The 24,081-nt window shown below is 62.4% G+C and carries 19 protein-coding genes, 2 tRNA genes and 1 pseudogene; 16 read left to right on the top strand and 6 right to left on the bottom strand.

Going from position 1 to position 24,081, the window contains the following annotated elements:
• Positions 1–42 precede the first annotated feature (42 nt).
• The 8 genes from hfq to ACP7EY_RS19440 all read left to right on the top strand — a co-directional run bounded on the left by hfq (position 43) and on the right by ACP7EY_RS19440 (position 7,676).
• The gene (gene hfq, locus ACP7EY_RS19475; protein WP_136418236.1) at positions 43–279 is read left to right on the top strand and encodes an RNA chaperone Hfq; all 237 of its coding nucleotides are present in this window, start codon (positions 43–45) and stop codon (positions 277–279) included.
• Positions 280–327: 48 nt separating this feature from the next.
• Positions 328–1,569 (top strand): GTPase HflX, encoded by a 1,242-nt coding sequence (gene hflX / locus ACP7EY_RS19470; RefSeq protein WP_426196537.1) that lies wholly within the window; start codon positions 328–330, stop codon positions 1,567–1,569.
• 1 nt (position 1,570) lies between these two features.
• Positions 1,571–2,863, top strand: coding sequence for an FtsH protease activity modulator HflK (gene hflK, locus ACP7EY_RS19465; protein WP_426196536.1), 1,293 nt, complete (start codon positions 1,571–1,573; stop codon positions 2,861–2,863).
• Positions 2,863–3,762, top strand: coding sequence for a protease modulator HflC (gene hflC / locus ACP7EY_RS19460; protein WP_426196534.1), 900 nt, complete (start codon positions 2,863–2,865; stop codon positions 3,760–3,762). The genes hflK and hflC overlap by 1 nt, the downstream gene beginning before the upstream one ends.
• Before the next feature lie 205 nt (positions 3,763–3,967).
• Complete coding sequence (locus ACP7EY_RS19455; RefSeq protein WP_426196532.1) at positions 3,968–5,125, top strand: ATP phosphoribosyltransferase regulatory subunit; 1,158 nt, start codon at positions 3,968–3,970, stop codon at positions 5,123–5,125.
• Between the two features lie 5 nt (positions 5,126–5,130).
• Positions 5,131–6,444 carry an adenylosuccinate synthase gene (locus tag ACP7EY_RS19450; RefSeq protein WP_426196530.1) on the top strand — a complete coding sequence of 438 codons (1,314 nt, stop codon included), beginning with the start codon at positions 5,131–5,133 and terminating at the stop codon, positions 6,442–6,444.
• 25 nt (positions 6,445–6,469) lie between these two features.
• Positions 6,470–7,009 (top strand): phosphoribosyltransferase, encoded by a 540-nt coding sequence (locus ACP7EY_RS19445; protein WP_426196528.1) that lies wholly within the window; start codon positions 6,470–6,472, stop codon positions 7,007–7,009.
• 70 nt (positions 7,010–7,079) lie between these two features.
• Complete coding sequence (locus ACP7EY_RS19440; RefSeq protein ID WP_426196527.1) at positions 7,080–7,676, top strand: MarC family protein; 597 nt, start codon at positions 7,080–7,082, stop codon at positions 7,674–7,676.
• An 18-nt stretch (positions 7,677–7,694) separates the two neighbouring features.
• Here the strand turns inward: ACP7EY_RS19440 and ACP7EY_RS19435 are convergent, their stop codons facing one another.
• Together ACP7EY_RS19435 and ACP7EY_RS19430 are read right to left on the bottom strand one after the other, a co-directional pair.
• Positions 7,695–8,045, bottom strand: a complete 351-nt coding sequence (locus ACP7EY_RS19435) for a hypothetical protein (RefSeq protein WP_426196526.1) — start codon at positions 8,043–8,045, stop codon at positions 7,695–7,697.
• A 91-nt stretch (positions 8,046–8,136) separates the two neighbouring features.
• On the bottom strand, positions 8,137–9,042 hold the full coding sequence (locus tag ACP7EY_RS19430; protein WP_426196525.1) for a LysR substrate-binding domain-containing protein: 906 nt from the start codon (positions 9,040–9,042) through the stop codon (positions 8,137–8,139).
• A gap of 97 nt (positions 9,043–9,139) precedes the next feature.
• Here ACP7EY_RS19430 and ACP7EY_RS19425 point away from each other — a divergent pair, with 97 nt between their 5' ends.
• Positions 9,140–10,207, top strand: coding sequence for an SDR family oxidoreductase (locus tag ACP7EY_RS19425; RefSeq protein WP_426196524.1), 1,068 nt, complete (start codon positions 9,140–9,142; stop codon positions 10,205–10,207).
• A 9-nt stretch (positions 10,208–10,216) separates the two neighbouring features.
• On the opposite strand, the gene ACP7EY_RS19420 is transcribed toward ACP7EY_RS19425, so the two are convergent.
• The gene (locus ACP7EY_RS19420; protein ID WP_426196522.1) at positions 10,217–12,274 is read right to left on the bottom strand and encodes a prolyl oligopeptidase family serine peptidase; all 2,058 of its coding nucleotides are present in this window, start codon (positions 12,272–12,274) and stop codon (positions 10,217–10,219) included.
• A gap of 96 nt (positions 12,275–12,370) precedes the next feature.
• On the bottom strand, positions 12,371–14,476 hold the full coding sequence (gene uvrB, locus ACP7EY_RS19415) for an excinuclease ABC subunit UvrB (protein WP_426196520.1): 2,106 nt from the start codon (positions 14,474–14,476) through the stop codon (positions 12,371–12,373).
• Between the two features lie 129 nt (positions 14,477–14,605).
• Between uvrB and ACP7EY_RS19410 the strand changes: the two genes are divergently transcribed.
• The 4 genes from ACP7EY_RS19410 (at position 14,606) to ACP7EY_RS19395 (ending at position 18,121) form a co-directional block, all read left to right on the top strand.
• Positions 14,606–15,820 (top strand): aromatic amino acid transaminase, encoded by a 1,215-nt coding sequence (locus ACP7EY_RS19410; RefSeq protein ID WP_426196519.1) that lies wholly within the window; start codon positions 14,606–14,608, stop codon positions 15,818–15,820.
• Positions 15,821–15,875: 55 nt separating this feature from the next.
• Positions 15,876–15,951, top strand: a tRNA-Asn gene (locus ACP7EY_RS19405).
• Between the two features lie 78 nt (positions 15,952–16,029).
• Positions 16,030–16,314, top strand: a complete 285-nt coding sequence (locus ACP7EY_RS19400; protein WP_426196517.1) for a hypothetical protein — start codon at positions 16,030–16,032, stop codon at positions 16,312–16,314.
• An 88-nt stretch (positions 16,315–16,402) separates the two neighbouring features.
• Entirely contained in the window at positions 16,403–18,121 is a 1,719-nt protein-coding gene (locus ACP7EY_RS19395; RefSeq protein WP_426196515.1) for an alkaline phosphatase D family protein, read from the top strand.
• Between the two features lie 168 nt (positions 18,122–18,289).
• Here ACP7EY_RS19395 and ACP7EY_RS19390 read toward each other — a convergent pair whose 3' ends face one another.
• The gene (locus tag ACP7EY_RS19390) at positions 18,290–19,246 is read right to left on the bottom strand and encodes a fasciclin domain-containing protein (protein ID WP_426196513.1); all 957 of its coding nucleotides are present in this window, start codon (positions 19,244–19,246) and stop codon (positions 18,290–18,292) included.
• 172 nt (positions 19,247–19,418) lie between these two features.
• Here ACP7EY_RS19390 and ACP7EY_RS19385 point away from each other — a divergent pair.
• The 3 genes from ACP7EY_RS19385 (at position 19,419) to ACP7EY_RS19375 (ending at position 22,598) form a co-directional block, all read left to right on the top strand.
• Positions 19,419–19,494: transfer RNA gene (locus ACP7EY_RS19385), tRNA-Asn, on the top strand.
• 445 nt (positions 19,495–19,939) lie between these two features.
• Positions 19,940–20,380, top strand: a complete 441-nt coding sequence (locus ACP7EY_RS19380) for a hypothetical protein (RefSeq protein WP_426196511.1) — start codon at positions 19,940–19,942, stop codon at positions 20,378–20,380.
• Positions 20,381–20,468: 88 nt separating this feature from the next.
• Positions 20,469–22,598, top strand: coding sequence for a DUF262 domain-containing protein (locus ACP7EY_RS19375; protein ID WP_426196509.1), 2,130 nt, complete (start codon positions 20,469–20,471; stop codon positions 22,596–22,598).
• 21 nt (positions 22,599–22,619) lie between these two features.
• On the opposite strand, the pseudogene ACP7EY_RS19370 reads toward ACP7EY_RS19375, so the two are convergent.
• Positions 22,620–23,964: pseudogene (locus ACP7EY_RS19370) on the bottom strand (IS4 family transposase).
• Positions 23,965–24,081: the final 117 nt, after the last annotated feature.

Raw genomic sequence — 24,081 nt, 5'->3', positions numbered from 1 at the left:
CAGCTGCAAGCCGACCAAACTACAACAACACACGGAGCTGTTATGAGCAACAAAGGGCAACTGTTACAAGACCCATTTCTGAATGCCTTGCGCAAGGAGCATGTACCGGTTTCGATCTACCTGGTCAACGGTATCAAGCTGCAAGGTCATATCGAATCGTTCGACCAGTATGTCGTGCTGCTGCGTAACACCGTCACCCAGATGGTGTACAAGCACGCAATCTCCACCGTGGTCCCGGCCCGCGCCGTCAACCTCAACCTTGAGTCCGACGCTGAATAAGGCGGCGGCAGCGATGCTGGCCTCGGCCCCCGCCGCGAAAGCGAGCCCATGCGCGCGGCCTTAGTCGGGATCGACTTCGGCGCTGGCGACTTCGACGCCAGCGTGGACGAACTGTCCCTGCTGGCCCGTTCGGCCGGCGCCGAGCCGATCACCACCATCACCGCCAAGCGTTCGAGCCCCGATGCCGCCTACTTTGTCGGCTCCGGCAAGGCCGACGAAATCGCCCAGGCATGCCTGGCCGAGCAGATTGAGATCGTCATCTTCAATCACGCCCTGTCGCCGGCCCAGCAGCGCAACCTGGAAAAACGCCTGAACGTGCGGGTGCTCGACCGCACCAGCCTGATCCTCGACATTTTCGCCCAGCGCGCCCAGAGCCACGAGGGCAAACTGCAGGTCGAACTGGCCCAGTTGCAGCACCTGGCCACCCGCCTGATTCGCGGCTGGACTCACCTGGAACGGCAAAAGGGCGGTATCGGCCTGCGCGGTCCCGGCGAAACCCAGCTCGAAACGGACCGCCGCCTGATCGGCGAGCGGGTCAAGGCCTTGCGCGCGCGCCTTGTCAAATTGCGCAAGCAGCACGAAACCCAGCGCCGTTCGCGCGGTCGCAACCAGACCTTCTCCGTCTCGCTGGTGGGCTACACCAATGCGGGCAAGTCGACCCTGTTCAACGCCCTGACCAAGGCGGGCGTCTACGTCGCCAACCAATTGTTCGCAACGCTGGACACCACTTCGCGCCGCCTCTACCTGGGCGAAGAAGTGGGCAGCATCGTCATCTCCGACACGGTCGGTTTTGTCCGCGAATTGCCGCACCAACTGGTGGCGGCGTTTCGCGCCACGCTGGAAGAAACCATCCACGCCGACCTGCTGCTGCACGTCGTCGATGGCGCCAGCCCCGTGCGCATGGAGCAGATCGAACAGGTCAACGTGGTGCTGCGTGAAATCGGCGCCGATCATATTCCGCAAATTTTGGTATGGAACAAGATCGACGTGGCAGGTTTCGAGCCGGCAATTGAGCGTGATGAATATGATAAAATCAGCCGCGTTTTTGTCAGCGCCGCCAAGGGCGACGGTCTCGACCTGCTGCGCGAAGCGATCGTCGAAGCGGCCAAGGCCGCACCGATCTATCGTCCTGAGGCCGTCAAGCATGACGGCGCCGACGAGGCCGCCGCAGAGTGGGATGGCGAAGAAGACGATGCCGAGCTCACCGCCGATGCCGATGCCGACGCCGACCAATACCCTGACCGCGACAACGCAGTTACTCCATCCTCCACCAACGCCGGATCACGATAGCATGCTCGTTTCTCTCCTCAGGCGCTTCGGCGTCAAGTTGTCGCTCAACGACCCGCGTTGGGGCCACAAGCCCGAAGGCGACAATAAAAAACAAGAAGGCCGGCGGCCGGGCGGCGAAGGTCCGCCCGATCTTGACCAGATGTGGCGCGACTTCAATGCCCGCCTCAACCGCCTGTTCGGCAAGAACGGCAATAATGGCGGCGGCGACAATAACGGCAATGGATTTCGCCCCGACATGAAAGGCGCCAGCGTCACCGCCGGCGTGTTCGGCGTCATCGCGCTGTTCATCTGGCTCGCCAGCGGCGCTTTCATCGTGCAGGAAGGGCAGGTCGGCATCGTCACCACCTTCGGCAAACTGAGCCACAAGACCGGGGCCGGTTTCAACTGGCGCTGGCCGGCGCCGTTCCAGGCCCACACCACCGTCGACGTCTCGCGCGTCCGTACGGCCGAGGTCGGCTATCGGGGCTCGGTGCGCTCGAAAAATACCAAGGAATCGCTGATGCTGACGGACGATGAGAACATCATCGACATCCAGTTCGCCGTCCAGTACACCCTGAAAGATCCCGTCGCCTGGATCTACAACAACCGCGATTCGAACGACGACACCTTGCGCCAGATCGCCGAAACGGCGATCCGCGAAGTGGTCGGCAAGAGCAAGATGGACTTCGTCCTGTACGAAGGCCGCGAGCAGGTGGCGCTCGACGCCAACAAACTCATGCAGCAGATCGCTGACCGCTATGCACTGGGCGTGCAGATCACCAACGTCACCATGCAGTCGGTGCAGCCGCCCGAGCAGGTCCAGAGCGCCTTCGACGATGCCGTCAAGGCGGGCCAGGACCGCGCCCGCGCCAAGAGCGAAGGCGAAGCCTATGCCAACGACATCATTCCCCGTTCGCGTGGCGCCGCCATTCGCCTGACCCAGGATGCCGAAGCCTACCGTTCGCAAGTGGTCGAGTCGGCCACCGGTAACGCCTCGCGCTTCTCGCAGGTCGTCGCCGAATACCAGAAAGCGCCGGGCGTCACGCGCGACCGGATGTACCTGGAAACCATGCAGCAGATCTTCAGCAGCGCCAGCAAGGTGATGGTCGATGCCAAGGCCGGCAACAGCATGCTGTACCTGCCGCTCGATAAACTCATTGCGCAAACGGCTGCCAACGATGCCGCCATCGGCGCCAAATCCGGACCGGTGCAGGCCGCTCCCGCCGCTACCCCTGCGCCACAAGAGATCATGACCACAGAAACCGCGCGCCAGCGCGACAGCCGCGCCACCGGCCGTGAACGGGAGAGCCGCTGATGAACCGCGTAGTTACTTTATTTGTCGGCGCTTTCGTCGCCCTGATGTTGTTGTGGTCGTGCGTGTTCGTGGTCGACCAGACCAAGTTCGCCATCGTCTTCGCCCTCGGCGAAGTGCGCGACACCATCACCGAACCGGGCCTGCACTTCAAACTGCCGGCGCCGTTGCAAAACGTGGTGATGTTCGACAAGCGTATCCAGACGCTCGATACGCCCGACGCCGACCGTTTCATCACGGCCGAAAAGAAAAACATCCTGGTCGATGCCTTCGTCAAATGGCGCATCATCGATCCCCGCCTGTACTACGTCAGTTTCAATGGCGACGAGGCGCGCGCGCGCGATCGCATGTCGCAGATCGTCAAGGCGGCGCTTAACGATGAAATCACCAAGCGCACCGTGCGCGAGGTCATTTCCGGCGAGCGTGGCAAGGTCATGGAGGGCATCCGCACCAAGGTCGTGCTCGAGGCGAGGCAGATCGGCATCGAAATCGTCGACGTGCGTTTGAAACGCGTCGATTACGTCGAGCAGATCAACGCCTCCGTGTACGACCGCATGAAGGCCGAGCGCACCCGCGTGGCCAACGAACTGCGTTCGACCGGTTCGGCCGAATCGGAAAAAATCCGCGCCGACGCCGACCGCCAGCGCACCGTGATTCTCGCCGAAGCCTACCGCGACGCCGAAAAAATCAAGGGCGAGGGCGATGCCAAGGCATCGGAAATCTACGCCCAGTCGTTTGGCAAGAACCCGGAGTTCTACAAGTTCTACCGCTCGCTCGAAGCTTATCGCGCAACCTTCAAGAGCCATGGTGACGTGATGGTGCTCGATTCGAACTCGGAATTTTTCAAGTATTTCCGCTCGCCAGGCGCTGGCGCCGCCGCCGCCGCGCCGTCGAAGAAGTAACTGACAAAGGGATGGGCACTTGCTGCCCGTCCCTTTGCACGCCGAAGCACTGGCGTCCCCGCGTGCGCGGCCAGTTCCTCACCGCCCGGGCCGCCTAATATTGGCCCGCATCTCCCAATTCAGGTAAAATTGATGGTTCGGCGCATTCTTTTTGCGGTTCCGGCCGCCTGCCCGACTGTTAACATTGACCACTCCACTACACCCCATGCCGACGAATTGGCTTTTGCCTGAAAATATCGCCGACGTCTTGCCGTCCGAGGCGCGCAAGATCGAAGACCTGCGTCGCCGCATGCTCGACAACTTCCGCCTGTACGGCTATGAGCTTGTCATGCCGCCCATGCTCGAATACGTCGATTCGCTCCTCAACGGCGCCGGCGCCGACACCGACCTGCGCACCTTCAAGCTGGTCGACCAGATTTCCGGCCGCATGCTGGGCCTGCGCGCCGACATGACGACGCAGGTGGCGCGCATCGACGCCCACCTGCTCAACCGCGAATCGGTCACCCGCTTGTGTTATGCCGGCAGCGTGCTGCACACCCGTCCGTCGGGCCTGCACGCGACCCGTGAGCCGCTGCAGATCGGCGCCGAAATCTACGGCCATGCAGGACTGGAAGCGGACGCAGAAATCCAGGAACTGGCGCTGGCCTCGCTGGCCATGGCCGGCTTCGATGACGTGCGCCTGGACTTGTCGCACGTGGGCGTGCTGCGCGCCATCCTGCAAGAAGACGCTGCCGCCGCGCGCGACGAGCAGGCCTTGTACGCGCTGCTGCGCGCCAAGGACAGCCCGGGCCTGGCGGCCCTGACGGCCGGCTACGCGCCGGCCACCCGCGCCGCGCTGCTGGCCTTGCCGAACCTGTATGGCGACGTCAGCGTGCTGGCCGAAGCGCGCGCGGTGCTGCCGCCGTTGCCGGGGATCAGCCGCGCGCTGGCCGAGCTGGCGGCGCTGGCCGCCTCCGCGCTGGGGCGCGCCGAAGTGGCGATCGACCTGGCCGACCTGCGCGGCTACCAGTACGAAAGCGGCGCCATGTTCGGCCTGTACGTGCCGGGTCTGCCCAACGCGGTCGCGCGCGGCGGGCGGTACGACCACGTGGGCGAAGCATTCGGCCGCGCCCGTCCCGCCACCGGCTTCTCGCTGGACTTGCGCGAACTGGCCAGGCTGCTGCCGGGGGCGGAGCGCAAGCACGCCATCCGCGCGCCGTGGGGCAATGCCCCGGAATTGCGCGAGCGCATCGCAGCCTTGCGTGCGCTCGAAGAAATCGTGATCCAGAGCTTGCCGGGTCACGAAGACGATCAGGACGAATTCGAGTGCGACCGCGCGCTCGTGTTTGAGGATGGAAACTGGATTCTTAAAAACTTAGGTTGATTGTGATGTCAAAGAAAAACGTGGCAAAGAACGTCGTCGTCATCGGCACCCAGTGGGGCGATGAGGGCAAGGGCAAGATCGTCGATTGGCTGACCGACCATGCGAAGGGCGTCGTGCGCTTCCAGGGCGGCCATAATGCCGGTCACACCCTGGTCATCAAGGGCCAGAAAACCGCCTTGCAGCTGATCCCTTCGGGCATCATGCGCGAAGGCGTCGCCTGCTACATCGGCAATGGCGTGGTGGTGTCGGTGCCCGACATCATGCGCGAAATCGACAAGCTGCAAGCGATCGGCGTGGAAGTGGCCTCGCGCCTGAAAATTTCCGAAGCCTGCCCGGCGATCCTGCCGTACCACGTCGCCATCGACATCGCCCGCGAAAAAGCGCGCGGCGAGAACAAGATCGGCACCACCTGCAAGGGCATCGGCCCGGCCTACGAAGACAAGGTCGCCCGTCGCGCCATCCGTATCGCCGACATGCTCAACCCGGAACGCTTCGCCGAAAAGCTCAAGGAAAACCTGGACTACCATAACTTCGTCCTGGTCAACTACCTCAAGGCCGATCCGATCGACTTCCAGAAAACCTACGACGACGCGATGGCCCTGGTGCCGCGCCTGCGTCCGATGGTGGCCGATGTGCCCACCGCGCTGCACGACACCTACAAGGCGGGCGGCAGCCTGCTGTTCGAAGGCGCGCAAGGCTCCCTGCTCGACGTCGACCACGGCACCTACCCGTATGTGACGTCGTCGAACTGCGTGGCGGGCAATGCCTCGGCCGGCGCCGGCGTCGGCCCTGGCATGCTGCACTACATCATGGGCATCACCAAGGCCTATACCACCCGCGTCGGCTCCGGCCCGTTCCCGTCCGAACTGTCGACCGACGATGGCGTGGGCGAGCACCTCTCGCGCGTGGGCCACGAATTTGGCACCGTGACGGGCCGCGCCCGCCGCTGCGGCTGGTTCGATGCCGCCTTGCTGCGCCGCTCGGTGCAGATCAATGGCGTCACCGGCATGTGCCTGACCAAGCTCGACGTGCTCGACGGCATCGAATCGCTCAAACTGTGCACCGGCTACACCATCGACGGCCGCGCCGTCGACATCTTCCCCGTGGGCGCGGAAGAAGCGGGCCGCTGCGTGCCCGTCTACGAAGAAATGCCGGGCTGGACTGAAAACACGGTGGGCGCCAAGTCGCTGGCCGAGTTGCCGCCCGCCGCCCGTGCCTACATCCGTCGCATCGAAGAATTGGTCGGCGTGCCGATCGACATGGTCTCGACCGGTCCCGACCGCGTCGAAACCATCGTGCTGCGCCACCCATTCGAATAATCCCGCCTGACCAAGAGGAATTGCCATGACCACCCCACCATCAACCGACAAAGACCTGTGGGTCTCCTGGGCCGAATACCACCGCCTGATCGAGCGCCTGGCGCTCAAGGTGTACGAATCGGGCTGGAAATTCGACCAGGTGCTGTGCCTGGCCCGGGGCGGCGTGCGTCCTGGCGACGTCTTCTCGCGCATCTTCGACGTGCCGCTGGCGATCCTGTCGACCAGCTCCTACCGCGAAGAAGCGGGCACCAAGCAGGGTGACCTCGACATCGCCAAGTACATGACGATGACCAAGGGTCCGCTGGCTGGCAAGATCCTGCTGGTCGACGACCTGGCCGACTCCGGCGTCACGCTGGACAAGGTCACCCGTCACCTGAAAGAAAATTTCAGTGGCGTCACCGAAGTGAAATCGGCTGTCATCTGGGTCAAGGGCACCTCGTCGATCCGTCCGGATTATTTCCTCGACGAATTGCCACACAACCCGTGGATCCACCAGCCCTTCGAAGATTACGATGGCTTGCGCCCGCACCAGCTGGCGGCATGGATGAAAAAAGGCGAAGCGTAAGTTTTTGCCGCAGCGTTTCCGAAGGCCAGAGTGATCTGGCCTTTTTCACATCCAACGACAACACCCGCCCATGACCCAGACCTTCCTGCAAACCTTCATCCTGCTCTTGCTGGTGACCGATCCGTTCGGCAACGTGCCCATTTTCGTCAGCGCGCTCGCGCCCGTCGAGCGCAGCCGCCGGCCCCGCATCGTGCTGCGCGAGTGTGCCATCGCCTTCATGGTGCTACTGGTGTTCATGTTTTTCGGGCGGCACCTGCTCACTGCCCTGCAACTGTCGGAAGTGTCGCTGCGCATCGGCGGCAGCGTGATCTTGCTGCTCATTGCCATCCGCATGGTGTTTCCGCACCCCGACGGCGTGCTGGGCAAGACCGATGGCGGCGAACCGTTCATCGTGCCGCTGGCCATTCCCGCGCTGGCCGGGCCGTCGGCGCTGGCGACGGTGCTGCTGTTTTCGCGCGAAACCATGGGCGAAGTGATGATCCACGTGGCCGCGCTGGCGGCCGTGGCGATCGTCTGGCTGGTGGTGTTCCTGGGCGCCGAACGCTTGCAAAAGGCGCTGGGACCGCAGGTGATGACGGCGTTCGAGCGCCTGATGGGCTTGATCCTGACGGCGATGTCGGTGGAAATGCTGCTGGGCGGCATCCGCGCCTTCATTCACTCGCTGTGAGCGGGGCGCCGGCGGACCTCAGCAGCCAATCAAGCTGAACTGCTTGCGCAGTTCAAACAGCGACGCCTGCGCCTGCTTGAGTTGCTCGCGCGAGGCGTCCCGTTCGCGCGCCAGCGCCAACGCCAGCGCCTTGTCGAGCTGGCGGCACTGGGCCTGCGCCGGACTGCTCAGGCGCGCGCGCCGGTTGGCCATGGCCAGTTGTTCGGGGGTGCTGCCAGTGGCGGGCGGGCGCGCCTTGTCGGGCTGCGCGGGGCTGCTGCGCGCGCTATCGGGCGGCATCTCGCCGCTTCGCGGCAGCGCTTGCGCGAGCGCGGCGTGGCCGAACAGCACAAGCAGGGCAGACAAGGAGAGGCGGGCGGCGAGACGCATGCTGGTTCCAGGTGGATGCTACCCCATAAGCATACACATATAAATACACCGGGAACGTGCCGCTTGCCACAAATCGCGGTTTTTTTGCGGGTCAGTTGAAGGCCCCCAGCGCTGCCTGCGCCTCGAGTGCATCGATGACGCAGCGCAGCTTGGGCAGCAAGTGGCGCGTCTGCGGCCACAGTGCATAAATGGCGATGCCCGCATCGGCGGCGTCGTCGAGCACGCTGACCAGGGTGCCGGCCGCCAGCGGCGCGCGCACCATGAAGCCAGGCAGCTGGCAGATGCCGCAGCCGGCCAGCGTCAGCGCCAGCACGGCGTCGCCGTCGCCCACCTGGTGGGTCGGCGGCGGCGCCACTTTGAGCGCAGCCCCGGCGCCGTCCTGCAAGCTCCATTTCATCACCGCGTGGCGGCGCTTGCCCACCACGCAGTCGTGGGCAGCCAGATCGGCGATGGTGGCCGGCACCCCGCGCCGCGCCAGGTAGGCCGGCGCCGCGCACAGCCACTGGCGCTGGCGGCCCAGCCGCCTGGCGACCAGGCCGGCGGGCTCGCCCAGCTCGCCGAAGCGGATCAACAGGTCGATGCCTTCGTCGAACGGGTCGACCAGGTGGTCGGCAAAACTGAGGCTGAAGGTCAGCTGCGGGTGAAGAAGGGCCAGGTCGGCCAGCAGCGGCACCACCACGGCGCGTCCGAACGCCGATGGCATGTCGATGCGGACCCGGCCCACTGCCTGCTGGCGGCCGCTTTGCAGCGCGCGTTCGGCATCGACGACGGCGTCGAGCGCGCCGGCGCAGCTGGCGAAGTAGGCGGCGCCGTCGACGGTGAGGGTAATGCGGCGCGTGGTGCGGTGGAACAGCCGCACCCCCAGCCGGTCTTCCAGGCGGGCGATGCTTTTTCCGACCGCCGACTTGGTCATGCCCAGTTGCGCCGCCGCCGCCGTGAAACTGCTGGCGCGCGCAGCGGCGACGAAGATGGCGATGCCGGCAAATTGTTCGGACATTGGAGAATTCCCGTCTACAGTGTGTGGTTCGTGCGCCGGTTTATCGTCGCCATTAATCACAGTAGACTAACTGATTCTTCTCCATCAGGACATCGCCATGCAAAAATCGGCCCTCATCGTCGGCGCCAGCGGCATCGCCGGCAGCAATCTCGCCACCGAATTACTGGCCCAGGGCTGGACCGTCCACGGCCTGGCGCGCGGTGCCATCGACGGGGGCGCCGGCATGACCGGCATCGCCGCCGACCTGCGCGACCCCGCCTCGCTGCGCGCCGCGCTGGCCGACCTGGCACCCACCCACGTCTTCATCACCGCCTGGATGCGCCAGGCCACCGAAGCGGACAATATCCGCGTCAACGGCGGCATGGTGAAAAACGTGCTCGACGCGCTGGCGCCGAAAAAGTCGCTGCGCCACGTGGCGCTGGTGACGGGCCTGAAGCACTACCTGGGACCATTCGACGCCTACGCCAGCAGCGGCACCCTGCCGCAAACGCCGCTGCGCGAAGACCAGCCCCGCCTGGACCTCGACAATTTTTATTATGCGCAGGAAGACGAACTGTTCGCCGCCGCCGCCCGCGACGGGTTTGCCTGGAATGTGCATCGCCCGCACACCCTGATCGGCAAGGCCGTCGGCAACGCCATGAACATGGGCACCACGCTGGCGGTGTATGCCTCGATCTGCAAGGAGCTTGGCACGCCGTTCCAGTTTCCCGGTTCGCGCGCGCAGTGGGAAGGCCTATCGGACGTGACCGACGCGCGCCAGTTGGCCAGGCAGCTGGTATGGGCGGCCGACACCCCGGCCGCCTTCGATACGGCCTTTAACATCGTCAACGGCGACACCTTCCGCTGGCAGTGGCTGTGGGGCCGCATCGCCGACTGGTTCGGCGTGCAGGCGGGCCCTTTCGACGGCACCGTGCGTCCGCTCGAGGCAGCGATGGCCGATCACGGTCCCCTGTGGACGCAGATGGCGGCCCGCCACGGCCTGGCCGAAGCGCGCATCGAACGCCTCGCCTCGCCCTGGCACACGGACCTCGACTTGAGCCGTCCGCTGGAAGTGATGACGGACATGACGCGCAGCCGCAAGCTGGGTTTTGCCGCCTACCAGTCGACCGAGGACAGCTTTACCGAGCTGTTCGCGCAGTTGCGCGCCGATCGACTGATTCCGTAAGCGCGCGGCTTATCGGGCCGCTGGCTGGGCGGTGGGCTTGAGGTAGCGGTCCAGCCAGCCCAGCACCGTCTGGTGCCACAGCACCGAGTTGGCCGGCTTGAGCACCCAGTGGTTCTCATCGGGGAACACCAGCAACTGGCTGTCGATGCCTTGCCGCTGCAGGGCCGTGAAGGCGCCCAGGCCCTGGCTGAGGGGAATGCGGAAGTCCTTCTCGCCGTGGATCACCAGCATCGGCGTCTTCCACTTGGTGACGTGGTGGACCGGGTTGAATTTCTCGTGTTTTTGCGGGACGGCGAAATAGCTGCCGCCGTTTTCCCACTCGTTGAACCACAGCTCCTCGGTGGCGTAGTACATGGCGCGGTTGTCGAACACGCCGTCGTGGTTGACGATGCACTTGAAGCCGTCCGACCAGTTCCCCTCGATCCAGTTCATCATGTAGCCGCCGTAGGAGGCGCCCAGCGCGCAGGCCTGCCTGGTGTCGAGCCAGGGATACTTTGCGCCGGCCGCGGCCAGGCCTTTCTTGAGGTCTTCCAGCGGGGCGCCGCCCCAGTCGCCGCTGATGGCGTCGGTGAACTTCTGGCCGTAGCCGGTCGAGCCGTGGAAATCGATGAACACGGCGGCGTAACCGGCGCCGGCGTAGGTCTGCGGATTCCAGCGGTAGCTCCAGCTGTTGCCGAAGCTGCCCTGCGGGCCGCCGTGCACCAGGAAGGCGACCGGGTACTTCACGCCCGGCGCCGCATTCCACGGCTTCATGACGTGGCCATACACGGTCTCGCCCTTGGCGCCCTTGAACGAGAACTGCTCGAACTGGCCAAAGCGCACATCGGCCAGCGCCGCTTCGTTCAGGTGCGTGAGCTGCTTCCAGGCGGCGCCGTCGCGTTGATAGAGCTGGGCCGGGCCGGCCAGCGAGGCCTGGCTGGTGACGACGGTGCCGCCGGCGGCATCGAAGCCGCCCACGTAGCCCTTGTCCGTCAGCGCCGTCACCTTGCCGCTTTGCGCGTCGATGGAAAACAGGCGGTGCTGGCCGACGTCGTCGGCGGTGGCCAGCAGCGCCTTGCCGTCCGGCGCCCAGCGGTAGTCGGCCACCGCGCGGTCCCAGTCGGCGGCCAGGGTGCGCTTCTTGCCGCTGGCGACATCCTGCAGCACGATGGTGAAGCGGTCCGCCTCGAAGCCCGGGCGTTTCATCGCCAGGTAGGCCAGCGTGCGCCCGTCCGGCGAGTAGATCGGCCTGGCGTCCCAGGCCAGGTTGTCGGCCGTCAGATTGGCCGGCGTGCCACCGGCGGCGGCCACCTTGTAGACGTCGAAGTTGGTCGACCAGGATTCGGTTTTTCCCGCGATGCGGGCGGCAAACACGATGGTCTGGCCGTCCGGGCTGAAACGGTATTCGTCGGCGTCGCCGAAGGGCTTGGAAGGCACGTCGCCATCGAGCGTGCCCGACAGCGCCACCGGCGCGCCGGCGAGCACGCCGGCGCCGTCGAGCGGCGCCGAAAACAGCACGTTGTTGCGATGGTCGTTCCAGGTGTCCCAGTGGCGCACGAACAGGCGGTTGTAGAGCTGGCCGCTGGACTTGCGCCTGGCGGCGTCTTCTTGCCGTTTCGCGCTGCAGGCCAGGTCGGCGCAGTCGCGGTACACGGCGGCGCTGAAGGCGATCCGGTCGCCCTTGGGCGAGAGGCGGAAGTTGTCGACATCGACGGGCAGGGCGGTGACCTTGACGGCGGCGCCGCCGGCCACGGGCAGGCGCCACACCTGCGCGGCCGACATGTAATAGATGGCGTCGCCCGCGGGCGACCAGGCCGGATCGCTGCTGCTGGCGTCGGCCCGGGTGAGCTGGCGCGGCGCGGCGCCGGCGGTTTTCAGGTCGAGCAGCCACAGTTCGCTGTGGCCGCGGTTTTTCGCCAGGTCGGTGCTGCGCACCGAGTACACCACGGCGCTGCCGTCGGGTGCGAGCACGGGGCTGCCCACGCGCTCGAGGGCGACCAGGTCGTCGACCGTCAGGCCGCGCGGCGCTGCCGCATTCGCGCCGCCGGCGACCAGGGCCGCCGCCACTACCAACATCCGTAATTTCATTGTTCTCCACCTGTCGCAAAAGGGGCCGGCGCGCTGCCGGTCGTGGCGCATGATACCAAGCTTGCGTGCCCGCGTGGGGACGCGCGCCGTGCCCCTTTATTTGCCCAGCAGGGAAACGATATTGTCCGTTCCCGGCGCGCCGAAGGCCTGCTGCTTGAGCACGTGCAGCTGGTCGCGCACCTGCGCCGCTTTTTCGAACTCGAGGTTCTTGGCGTGATCGACCATCAGCTTTTCCAGGCGCTTGATTTCCTTGCTGATCTGCTTCTCGCTCATCGACTCGACCTTCGCCGTCTCCTGCGCCGACTCGAGCGTTTCGCGCGCCTGCTGCGGGCTGTAGACGCCGTCGATCATGTCGCGGATGGTCTTCTTGATGCCCACCGGGGTGATGCCGTTGGCGGCATTGAAGGCGATCTGCCTGGCGCGCCGCCGCTCGGTTTCGTCGATCGCTTTTTTCATCGAATCGGTGACCCGGTCGGCGTACAGGATGGCCACCCCGTTGAGGTTACGGGCGGCGCGGCCGATGGTTTGAATCAGGCTGCGCTCGGAGCGCAAAAAACCTTCCTTGTCGGCGTCGAGGATCGCCACCAGCGACACCTCGGGCAAGTCGAGGCCCTCGCGCAGCAGGTTGATCCCCACCAGCACGTCGAAGGTGCCCAGGCGCAGGTCGCGCAGGATTTCCACCCGCTCGACCGTCTCGATGTCGCTGTGCAGATAGCGCACCTTGATGGCATGGTCGGACAGGTATTCGGTGAGCTGCTCGGCCATCCGCTTGGTCAGGGTGGTGACGAGCACCCGCTCGTCCTTCTTGACGCGGTCCTGGATTTCCGACATCAGGTCGTCGACCTGGCTCAGGGCGGGCTTGACGAAAATGAGCGGGTCGACCAGGCCGGTCGGGCGCACCACCTGTTCGACGACGTTGTCGGCGTGCTTGTTCTCGTAGTCGGCCGGGGTGGCCGAGACGAAAATCGTCTGGCGCATCTTGCGCTCGAATTCCTCGAATTTGAGCGGCCGGTTGTCGAGCGCCGAGGGCAGGCGGAAACCGTAGTCGACCAGGTTGGTCTTGCGCGAGCGGTCGCCGTTGAACATGGCGTTCAACTGGCCGATCAGCACGTGCGACTCGTCGAGGAACATCAGCGCGTCCTTCGGCAGGTAGTCGATCAGGGTCGGCGGCGGCTCGCCCGGCATGGCGCCCGACAGGTGGCGCGAGTAGTTTTCGATGCCCTTGGTAAAACCGATTTCGGCCATCATCTCGAGGTCGAAACGGGTGCGCTGTTCCAGCCGCTGTTCTTCGATCAGCTTGTTCTCGCGCTGGAAGTGTTCGAGGCGGTCGCGCAGTTCGAGCTTGATCGTTTCGATCGCCCGCAGGACGGTCGAGCGGGGCGTGACGTAGTGCGAGCCCGGGTAGACGGTGAAGCGGGGAATTTTCTGGCGCACCCGGCCCGTCAGGGGATCGAACAATTGCAGCGATTCGATCTCGTCGTCGAACATCTCGACGCGGATCGCCAGCTCGGCGTGCTCGGCGGGGAAGATGTCGATGGTGTCGCCGCGCACGCGGAAGGTGCCGCGGCCGAAATCGACTTCATTGCGCGTGTACTGCATCTGGATCAGGCGGGCGATGACGTCGCGCTGGGCCACCTTGTCTTTCGCCCGCAGCGTCAGGATCATCTGGTGGTATTCGCTGGGATTGCCGATACCGTAGATGGCCGAGACGGTGGCGACGATGATCACGTCGCGCCGCTCCATCAGCGACTTGGTGCACGACAGGCGCATCTGCTCGATATGCTCATTGATCGACGAGTCCTTCTCGATGAACAGGTCGCGCTGCGGCACGTAGGCTTCCGGCTGGTAGTAATCGTAGTAGCTGACGAAGTACTCGACGGCGTTTTGCGGGAAGAATTCGCGGAACTCCGCGTACAGCTGCGCGGCCAGGGTCTTGTTGGGCGCGAAGATGATCGCCGGCCGTCCCGCCTGGGCGATCACGTTGGCCATCGTGTAGGTCTTGCCGGAGCCCGTTACGCCCAGCAGGGTCTGGTAGGACAGGCCGTCGTTGATGCCCTCGAGCAGGCCGGCGATCGCCGTCGGCTGGTCGCCCGCGGGCGCGAACGGCTGGTGCAGCTTGAACGGCGAATCGGGATACGTGATGACCGTCGGCGACGGTTCGGGGACCGCGGAGGGCTCGGAAATTAACTTGACTTCAGCCATGCTGTGCTACCTTTGCTAGAATGGGAGTCCGCCCGCGAACATTGATGCGCCATGCGCTTTGCATGGCGCCACCAGCGCTCGCTGTCTATACAACCCTGCGGCGAACCAGCCGTTTATCAAATTCAAACGATGACCTCTACAGCTTCCGCCAGTATCTTCAGTGCCATTGCGATGGCCCCGCGCGACCCGATCCTGGGTATCACCGAAGCGTTCAACGCCGACACCAACGCGGCGAAGATCAATCTCGGCGTGGGGGTCTATTATGACGATAACGGCAAGGTCCCGCTGCTTGAATGCGTGCGCCGCGCCGAGGCCCTGATGGCGGCCCAACCGAGCCCGCGCACCTACCTGCCGATCGAAGGCCTGGCAGCGTATGACAAAGCGGTACAAGAGCTCGTATTTGGTGCCGACAGCCCCGTAATTCAAGAGAAACGTGCCATTACCGTGCAAGCCGTCGGCGGCACGGGCGCCCTGAAAATCGGCGCCGATTTCCTCAAGCGTTTCGCCCCGGACGGCACCAAGGTCTATATCAGCGACCCCAGCTGGGAAAACCACCGCGCCCTGTTCGAAAGCGCCGGCTTCGTCGTCGACAATTATCCGTACTACGACGCCGTCACCCATGGCGTCGATTTTGACGCCATGCTGGCCGCCCTGAAGGCCATGCCGCCCGCCTCGATCGTGGTGCTGCACGCCTGCTGCCACAATCCGACCGGCGCCGACCTGACGTCGAGCCAGTGGGACCAGGTCATCGACGCCGTCAGCGCCGGCGGCCTCGTGCCTTTCCTCGACATGGCCTACCAGGGCTTCGGCGCCGGCATCGCCGAAGACGGCGCGGTGGTGCGCCGCTTCGCTGCCGCCGGCGGCGCGCTGCTGGTGTCGAACTCGTTCTCCAAGTCGTTCTCGCTGTACGGCGAGCGGGTGGGGGCCTTGAGCATCGCCGCCGCCAGCGCCGACGAAGCGGCGCGCGTGCTGTCGCAATTGAAGCGCGTGGTGCGCACCAACTACTCGAACCCGCCGACCCACGGCGGCAAGGTGGTCGCCACCGTGCTGGCCACGCCGGAACTGCGCCAGTTGTGGGAAGAGGAACTCGGCGGCATGCGCGTGCGCATCAAGCAGACGCGCGACAGCTTCGTCGCCAAGCTGCGCGACAAAGCACCGGGCCACGATTTCGAATTCGTGCGCGAGCAGGTCGGCATGTTCTCGTATTCGGGCCTGAGCAAGGAACAGGTCGGCAAGTTGCGCGCCGAATCGATTTACGCCGTCGACACGGGCCGCATCTGCGTCGCCGCGCTGAACTCGAAAAATATCGACCGTGTCATTGACGCGATTGCCAAAGTCCTTTAAACTCTTGTTTCTTCGGATGGCGCAACAGTTCACTGTAGCAAAGTTCTGAGACAATTCCCTGATAGCTCAGTTGGTAGAGCGACGGACTGTTAATCCGCAGGTCCCTGGTTCGAGTCCAGGTCGGGGAGCCAGATTTTAAGGGCCGCATCGAAAGATGCGGCCCTTTTGCTTTTGTATCGTATTTTTTCGTTTTAATTATTTGGATAATCATGAACATGCTCACCAACACCGTGGAATTTTGGGACGAATGGCAAGTGGCGGCGATTGCCGCCGGCGTTGCCGTGCCGCTGGCCGAACTGGGCTGCGCCGTCATGCGCACCCATCGCAAGAATCGCTGGAGCAAGGATTTCCTGGGCGTGGCCGACGACGGCCCCGTCATGCTCGAGATGTGCCTGGAAGACCCGGCCCAGGCCGAGATGCTGTTCCTGGAAAATCTGCATCCCTACGACACCGACTTGCTGACGGCGGCGCGCAAGCGTCTCGGCCTGGCGTAAACGCCAGCCCGCCCTGACAACATTTTCAAAGTCGTCATACTGCTGACACACGCGCTGCCTACCATGGCCTTTTATTCATGGAGGCACTATGCGGAGCAAGCAGGCGGTGGTGGGGCAGGGCGCGGTGGCCGATCGGGGGCGCCGGCAGTTCGTGATCCGGATGGCCTCGGTGGCGGCGGTCATGGGCAGTAGCGGCGTGCTGAGCGCCTGCGGCGGCGGCGGTTCCGCGCTGGGCGGCGAGATGGCGGCCTTCAATTACGGTGTCGCCAGCGGCGATCCGCAGGCCGACCGGGTGATCCTGTGGACCCACGCGAAGACCTCCAGCGAGCAGGCCGTGCCGCTGGTGTGGCAGATGGCCGCCGATGCCAGTTTCGCCACCCTGGTCGCCACCGGCACCACCAGCGCGACGGTCGACAGCGGCTTTACCGCCAAGGTCGATGCGACGGGACTGTCGGCCAACACCGAATATCTGTATCGCTTCGTCGCGCCGAATAACAGCGTGTCGCCGGTGGGGCGCACGCGCACCCTGCCAGTTGGCAACGTGGCCGAAGTGAAACTGGCGGTGTTCTCGTGCAGCGACTATCCGGCCGGCTACTTCAACGCCTATGACGCGGCGACCGCGTCCGGCGCCCAGGTCGCGCTGCACCTGGGCGACTACATTTACGAATACAAGGATGGCGTCTATCCGCCGGCGGCCAGCGCGGTGGCGGCGCGCGTTTCCGCGCCCGCCAACGAAATCGTCACGCTGGCCGACTACCGCGCGCGCCACGCGCTGCACAAGGCCGATCCCTACGCCAAGGCGCTGCACGCGCGCATGCCGATGATTGCCATCTGGGATGACCACGAGTTCGCCAACAACGCCTGGATGGACGGCGCCGAAAACCACAATCCCCTGACCCAGGGCGGCTGGGCGGCGCGCAAGGCCATCGCCAGCCGCGTGTACCACGAATGGATGCCGATCCGCTCGCCGGACCCGGCCAACCTGCTCAAGATCTATCGCTCCTTCGACTTCGGCAATCTGCTCTCGCTGCACATGCTCGACACCCGCATCATTGGTCGCGAGCAGCAGCCCGACCGCAAGATCGACGCCCAGGGGCGCGATGTGGCCGACCCCGCCTTCCTGCCGTATGCCTTCGCGCGCGGCCGGCACATGATGGGCAGCACCCAGCAGGCCTGGCTGGACACGCAGATGGACGCCTCGAAGGCCACCTGGCAAATCCTCGGCAACCAGACGGTGATGGCGCGCATCGTGCTGCCGGCGTCGGTGCTGGCGGCCAACCTGAGCGCGGCGGCCGTCACCGCCTACCTGACGGCCAAGGGCACCCCGGCGGCGCTGCGCACGAGCGCCCAGAACGACTTGCTCGACCCGGCAAAAAATCCCAAGATCTCGTACAACTTCGACAGCTGGGAAGGCTATCCGGACGTGCGCGAGCAGCTGTTCGCCTCGGCCGCCCGGCAGAAGGCGGCCGGCAAGAAATTCGCGGTGCTCTCGGGCGACAGCCACAACGCCTGGTTCAACAAGCTGACCCTGCGCGACGGCACCCAGGTGGGCGCCGAATTTGCCGGCATGTCGGTCACCTCATCCGGCTTCGAAGGCGCGTTTCCACCGGCGCTGTTCCCGCCCGCCACCCTGGCCGGCACCATCAAGGCGCTGGTCGATGATATTGCCTACATCGACACGGCGCGGCGCGGCTACATGCTCATCACCGTCACCCCGGCCCAGGTCAAGGGCGAGTACGTGTACGTCAGTTCGGTGACCGCCTCGAGCTACACGACGGCGGTCGACACCCTGAGCTACGCAGGCTAAGAACCTATCACGGTAGGTCGGAGTCGCTGCTTGCGCGCCTGGCAACCGATGGCGGCGTTGCTCGTCTTCGCATGGCTCGCCATGCGTCATCCTCGCGCCTTGCCCTCGGCTGCCATGCATCGCAATCCGCTTCCTCCTACCTACCGGGATAGGTTCTAAGCCTCACCGTCAGCGGGGAATGAGCACCTTGCCGATCACGTGAATCACGCCATTGCTGGCACGCACGTCGGTCGCCAGGATGGGCGCGGCGCTGGCACTGCTGTCGGTGATGGTCAGGTTGCGGTTGATGACGAGGGTCTGCGCTGGCACCGTCGCCCCGCCCAGGGTGCTGGTATTGAGGGTGGGCACGGGGGTGTCGAAGGGGATGGCGGCGGCGAGCACCTGGCCGGCCACCACGTGGTAGAGCAAGACCGAGCGCACTTGCGCCGTGCTCAGCCCTGTGGGCGCCGCCGCGAAGGCGCTGTTGGTGGGCGCAAACACGGTGAACGGCCCGCTGGCGCCCAGGGCGGGCGCCAGGTCGGTGGCGACGATAGCCGCCACCAGCGCGCTGAAGCTGGCCGGATTGGCCTGCGCCATCTGCACCACGGTCAGCACGCCGGGCGGCACCAGCACCTTGTCCACCGCGTGGATGACGCCATTGTCGGCGCGCACATCGGCGGCGGTCACGGTGGCCGTGGCCAGCACGGCGTCGGTGAGCACTACGCCGCTGCTGGCATTCAGGCCCAGCCTGGCGGCGGCGCCGTCAAAACGGTAGGCGGTGGCCAGGCTGGCGCCGGCGCTGCGCAGTTCGGCGCTGTTGCGGGTGCCGGCGAGCAGGTGATAATTGAGGATGTTCGCCAGAGTCGGTGGCGGCAGGGCGGCGACCATCGCGCCCGCATCGGCAAAGCCCAGTTGCGTGGCCAGCGTGGCGAAGGCGGCGTCGGTGGGCGCAAACACCGTCAAGTCCGCATCGTGGGCCGCCAGGGCGCCGCCAAGGCCGGCCTTGTTCGCTGCCGCCAACAAGGCGTTGAAGCCATTTTTTTGCGCGACGTCCGTCAGCTTGCCGTAGTTCGTGTCGTCACCGCCGCAGCTGGCCAACAATCCTGCCAGCATCAGGGTGGTAAGCCATTTCCACAAGGATTTCATGATTGCCTCCTGAATGAGTGTTTGTATAGGACAGTCGCGCGTTCCAAAAAGTTCGCGCTGGTGTGCTGTCTTTCTCATCCTGCGCTGGCATCCGTGTCAATTTTCCCCTGCGGAAAAATCCTGCCAAGGCCCTCGCCATTTCTTGCCCGGGCGTATATAATATTCGCTCTTTTCCCTGATAGCTCAGTTGGTAGAGCGACGGACTGTTAATCCGCAGGTCCCTGGTTCGAGTCCAGGTCGGGGAGCCAGAATTTTAGTTGTATAGAATCAAGGGGTTGCATGCTTCGGCGTGTAGCCCCTTTTTTCGTTTTGGAACCTATACCGGGGACCAAAAGGCTCAAGTCCGGTGGTCCACTGGCTGGACTCGGAGAAGACCCGCTTGCCCGGCTCGCCTGCAGACAATGGTGCTGGCTTGACCGGCCGGTGAGTGAGCGACAGCCGCCTGGAATGCTCCGCAACGATTCGTTTGGGGGGACTACGTCTTCAATCCAGCCCTTACCGATGCCACTATGGGCAAGACCTTGGCGCTATCTACTCTCTAACAAATTTGCAATGCGCTGAACGCCAGAAACTTCACAGGGGCCGTTGCAATTTTTTTCACAGACCAGTACAGTTGTTGCTCTTGAGATATTGTCTGGTTTGATCAACTACCAACTTCTTGGTGTTTCGATTCACACGACGAATTGGGAAGTCATGAACATCACCGAATTTTGCAAACGCTACAGTTTCGTCCACTACGGGACCCCTACCAATTCGTGGGATTCATTCCATTCTAATGGGTTGATCTTGATGCAGCTTTGGCAGGCTCCAGGTCAACGGATTCGAAATTCGTCTGGGCGAGAAAAGTACCTCCGAGTCAAGTGCCTTGATCAAAAGAATTATCATGAAAAACAGATTGAGCAACGAGTAGGCTATAACGGACGATTCAAGAGCATTGATGCACTGGCGGCGGGTAAGAAAGGTTTCGCCCTAATTGCGTCCCCGCCAACGGAAGAGCATGGCGCCGGCAAGTGGTCGAAGTACGCAAACTTTGATCGTATCTATCCTATAACTGATGTGGAGCGCGAGGTGAATGGTGATATTTTCGTGATCCTCGCCGAACCACTGCCGTCGTCCGAACTCGGGCACATTTAGCCGCAGTCGTCCTCGGATCGCACCTTCGAAAAGATTGCCGGTAGGGAACGACGGCTCACATTCAGATGAGAAGCATTATGGAGAAAAATTGAAGCCTTATACTCGCTCAATTATCGAACTATTCGACGGAAAGAAGCGTTATCTTATTCCGCTATATCAACGACAGTACGCGTGGAAAACCAACCCCGACCTTGAGCTTCTCTGGGAGGATATAGAGAGAGCAGCTCATAGAATTAGAACTAATAGAGCTTCTTTATCCCCTCACTTTATGGGAGCTCTGGTTGTCACCCAGATAAAGACATACGGAAAGCAGGTCCAGGCTTTCGAAATAATCGACGGCCAACAAAGACTTACGACGTTTCAACTATTACTCGCCGCGCTTCGCGATGTGGCTATTGCAAATAAATCAAACTACGCTGCTGAGCTGCAGAAATATTTGTTTAACGATGGAGTGATGGAATCATCAAAAATTGAACGCTTCAAATTATGGCCATCTTCAGCAGATCGTCGCGCGTTTGTTTCTATAATGGACCCGTTCGCCGATCACGATGAGGTTGCGCCAAAACTCTTTGATGAAGATGGTTTCGTACGTCGATCGACAGCTGCTCACGCGTTTTTTCGCGAAAAGATCGAATCCCATGTTCTCATGAAGGGGGAGTTTGATGAGTATTATTTGGAAACTCTATTTGAAGCCTTGAAGGAAGGGCTTGCGGTCGTGTCCATTGAATTGGAAGGTAGTGACGACCCTCAAACAATATTCGAAACGTTGAACAGTAGAGGGGTCGATCTAAGTCCGGCTGATCTTATGCGTAATTTTATTTTTCAGCGCGCAAAAGGATTGGGACTCCAAGATGGCGCTTTGATTGTTGACAAACTATATGAGAGGCACTGGCAGCCACTTGATCGTGCTTTCTGGATTCAGAATGCCTCACGTGGAAGACAAACGCGGACACGACTCGATTGGATGTTGACCGATCATCTGTCCATGAAAGCTGGTGATTCAATTTCAGTTGAGACGCTTTTCGAAAATTATCGTCGCTGGATATTAAACAATCAACCGTTCACGACGGTGGAGGCGGAATTAGAATCCATCAGCGCCACTGCTGAGGTGGAAGGGCGCCTGTTTACGCAGAAAAGAGGCGATCCTATAGGCGAGTTTGGGCGCTTTGCCGATGCATTCGATGTCTCAACTGCGATGCCACTTGTTGTGTACCTCGCCACCGAAGCCGATATTCATAATGAACTTGTGCGTGCTCTGGAAATATTGCAAAGTTATATTCTCCGCAGAGACATTTGCGGCCTTACTACAAAAAGCTATAATCGATTTTTTGTAGGATTGGTTGATCGTTTGCGAGTCGCAGAAGGTAATAAAGTGAACGAGATGTTGGCGTATCTCTCGAATCGCCAGTCGGACATCGATCGTTGGCCTGATGACTCCGAATGGCAGGAAGCATGGCTGGGCCGTGACCAATACAAGGGAGCCCGTCAACCAAGGCTAAGATTCTTGTTCGAAGCGATTGAAATGGCTAAACGAACAGTACTGAACGAGAATATCGAAATTAAGTCAGAATTAACAATTGAACATATCCTACCTCAGCGTTGGAAGGAAAACTGGAATATAGTTGGTTTTGAATCCATGGATGATGATGAGCTGAGCCGCGATTTAGATTATCACAGGAAGCAAATGGAAAGAGATGCAACAATCAATAAAATAGGAAACCTGACCCTTCTAACTGGCCAGTTAAATTCATCGGTTTCAAATGGTCCTTATTCGATAAAAATGCCGGCTTTAAAAGCGCACTCAAGTCTCGCGTTGAATCGCGAGCTCAATAAATTTGATGAATGGAGCGAACTCAGCATTTTAGAACGCGGCCGATCTTTGTTTGGTTATGCACTGCAAATTTGGAAAGGTCCTGACCGCGTATCAGGAATTAGTCCGGTGTCTTCAAACTGGAGTGTTCTGATCAAGCAGGGCATGAGACTCCCACCTGATGGCACCAAAGTGCGGTTCACATTTATGGGCCAGATATACACAGGGATCGTAATTGGGGATGGCTTGCAGATCGATGGGGTAGAGGGGATTTTTTCGTCGTTCTCTGCCGCTTCCGGAGTAATCACAAAAACAAGTCGAAATGGTTGGCATGACTGGTATTTGCTCGATGAATACGGGAGTTGGAAGTTGGCAAATGAGTGGAGGCAAACGTTTGGGCGTACCTGAGCCCATGTCCTTATACATAAGTCATCCAAGCCCATCGCGGAGTGCGCGTAGCGTCTCGGCGGCGGCAAAAACTTGATCAAGCCCGCGCCAGATTGTCTTCGCTCCCGGTTCGCCGTCGCTCTTGCGGCCGAGGAAGCCGCCCACCTGTGCAATCATTCGCACGACCTCATTGAGCGTCGGTGGCGTGGCGGGCATCTTCTTTTTGGTCAGCAGATGGGCGCCGCGGATCTCGTCGGGGTCGAAGAATAACGATGCCGCCAGATCTGGACAGGTTCGCCCCTTGCGCATCAGATATGTAATGCGCCAGGCGACGACCATGAACAGGGCCAGCGCACGCTCAAGGCGCTCCATGCTTGACAGCTGTAGGGCCTCGACTTCGCAGCCGTTTTTTAACACGTGGAAATAAATTTCAATTTCCCAGCGCGCCCTATACCAGTCGATCAGTTCGACGGCGTGTTCTTTTGTCTTGACGACGCGGTTCGTCAGCAAGCGCCATTCGATGGGCTTGACGCCGACAGGCGCGTCCACTTCGCGCGCTACCACGCAGGTCACGCTGATGCGCCCTTTTGCCCCGGTCCTTGATCTCGACTGCGGATGCCCACAGTTGCTGGCGCACGGTGCGCCCTTTCTGATTTTCACGCGAGCCGATGGCGAAGGCGATTTCACCGAGCGGCGCGCCAGCGTTCGTCGCCTCCCACAACTTGGCGCCGTCTTCGTCGGGCAAGCAGCGGTTATGTTTGGCCCGTACCAGCCAGTCGGCCGGGGTGCCTAGATCACGGGCGCAGCGCATCATTTCCACCATGTCCGCTTCGCGGTCGGCGACGTACACCAGCCGCGTGTCGGGCATGTCTGCCGCCATTTCTGCCACGCGTTGATAGCCCTCGACCCAGCGCTTGCTCTCGATCAGGCCCGGCCTGGCGCCATCGGCGCCGCGCTTCTCACGCGCCCACATCCACGCGTCAAGCACGCCAAGCGGCTCGCGATCGGTCGTCACCGCAAAGGTCGGATGCAAGTACATGCCGCGCCGTGCTTCGTAGTTCAGTGGCCCGAGACCGTCGATCTCCTGGCCGTTGAAATCGAGCTCTGTCGTGTCCTGAATGCACAGCGCCACGGACTGCGCACGCATCCGTTCCCCGGTACGCGCCCAGTGCGGCGCAAGGATGGCTTCCCAGTCGACATCGGCATTGCCCAGGAAGCGGTAGGCTGCACAGGTCTCGCTCCAGCTATCGCAGGCATCCGGGATGCTGGCCGTAGGATTGGCCGAAAATCGTTCCATCATTCGCTTCGCCCTCTTGTTGAGGCGGGCATCGCCAAGATCCAGTCCTGCAAACTCTTGTTCCGTCCACTGCTGTGCTACCTTGGTCACGGTAGTTGTCAACAAAGATGTCGCGTCAGTTCATGCGGCCAGCTTCAATAATTCAGGCGCAGCCCTTTCTGGATTGAGCCACACCTCGTCCTTCAGTTTCCAATTGCGCGTGGCGCC

Source organism: Massilia sp. DWR3-1-1 (assembly GCF_049898325.1).
Lineage (GTDB): Bacteria > Pseudomonadota > Gammaproteobacteria > Burkholderiales > Burkholderiaceae_D > JAFCUW01.
Note: the sequence above shows the minus strand (reverse complement) of the source record. Positions and strands in the feature narration are given on the sequence as shown.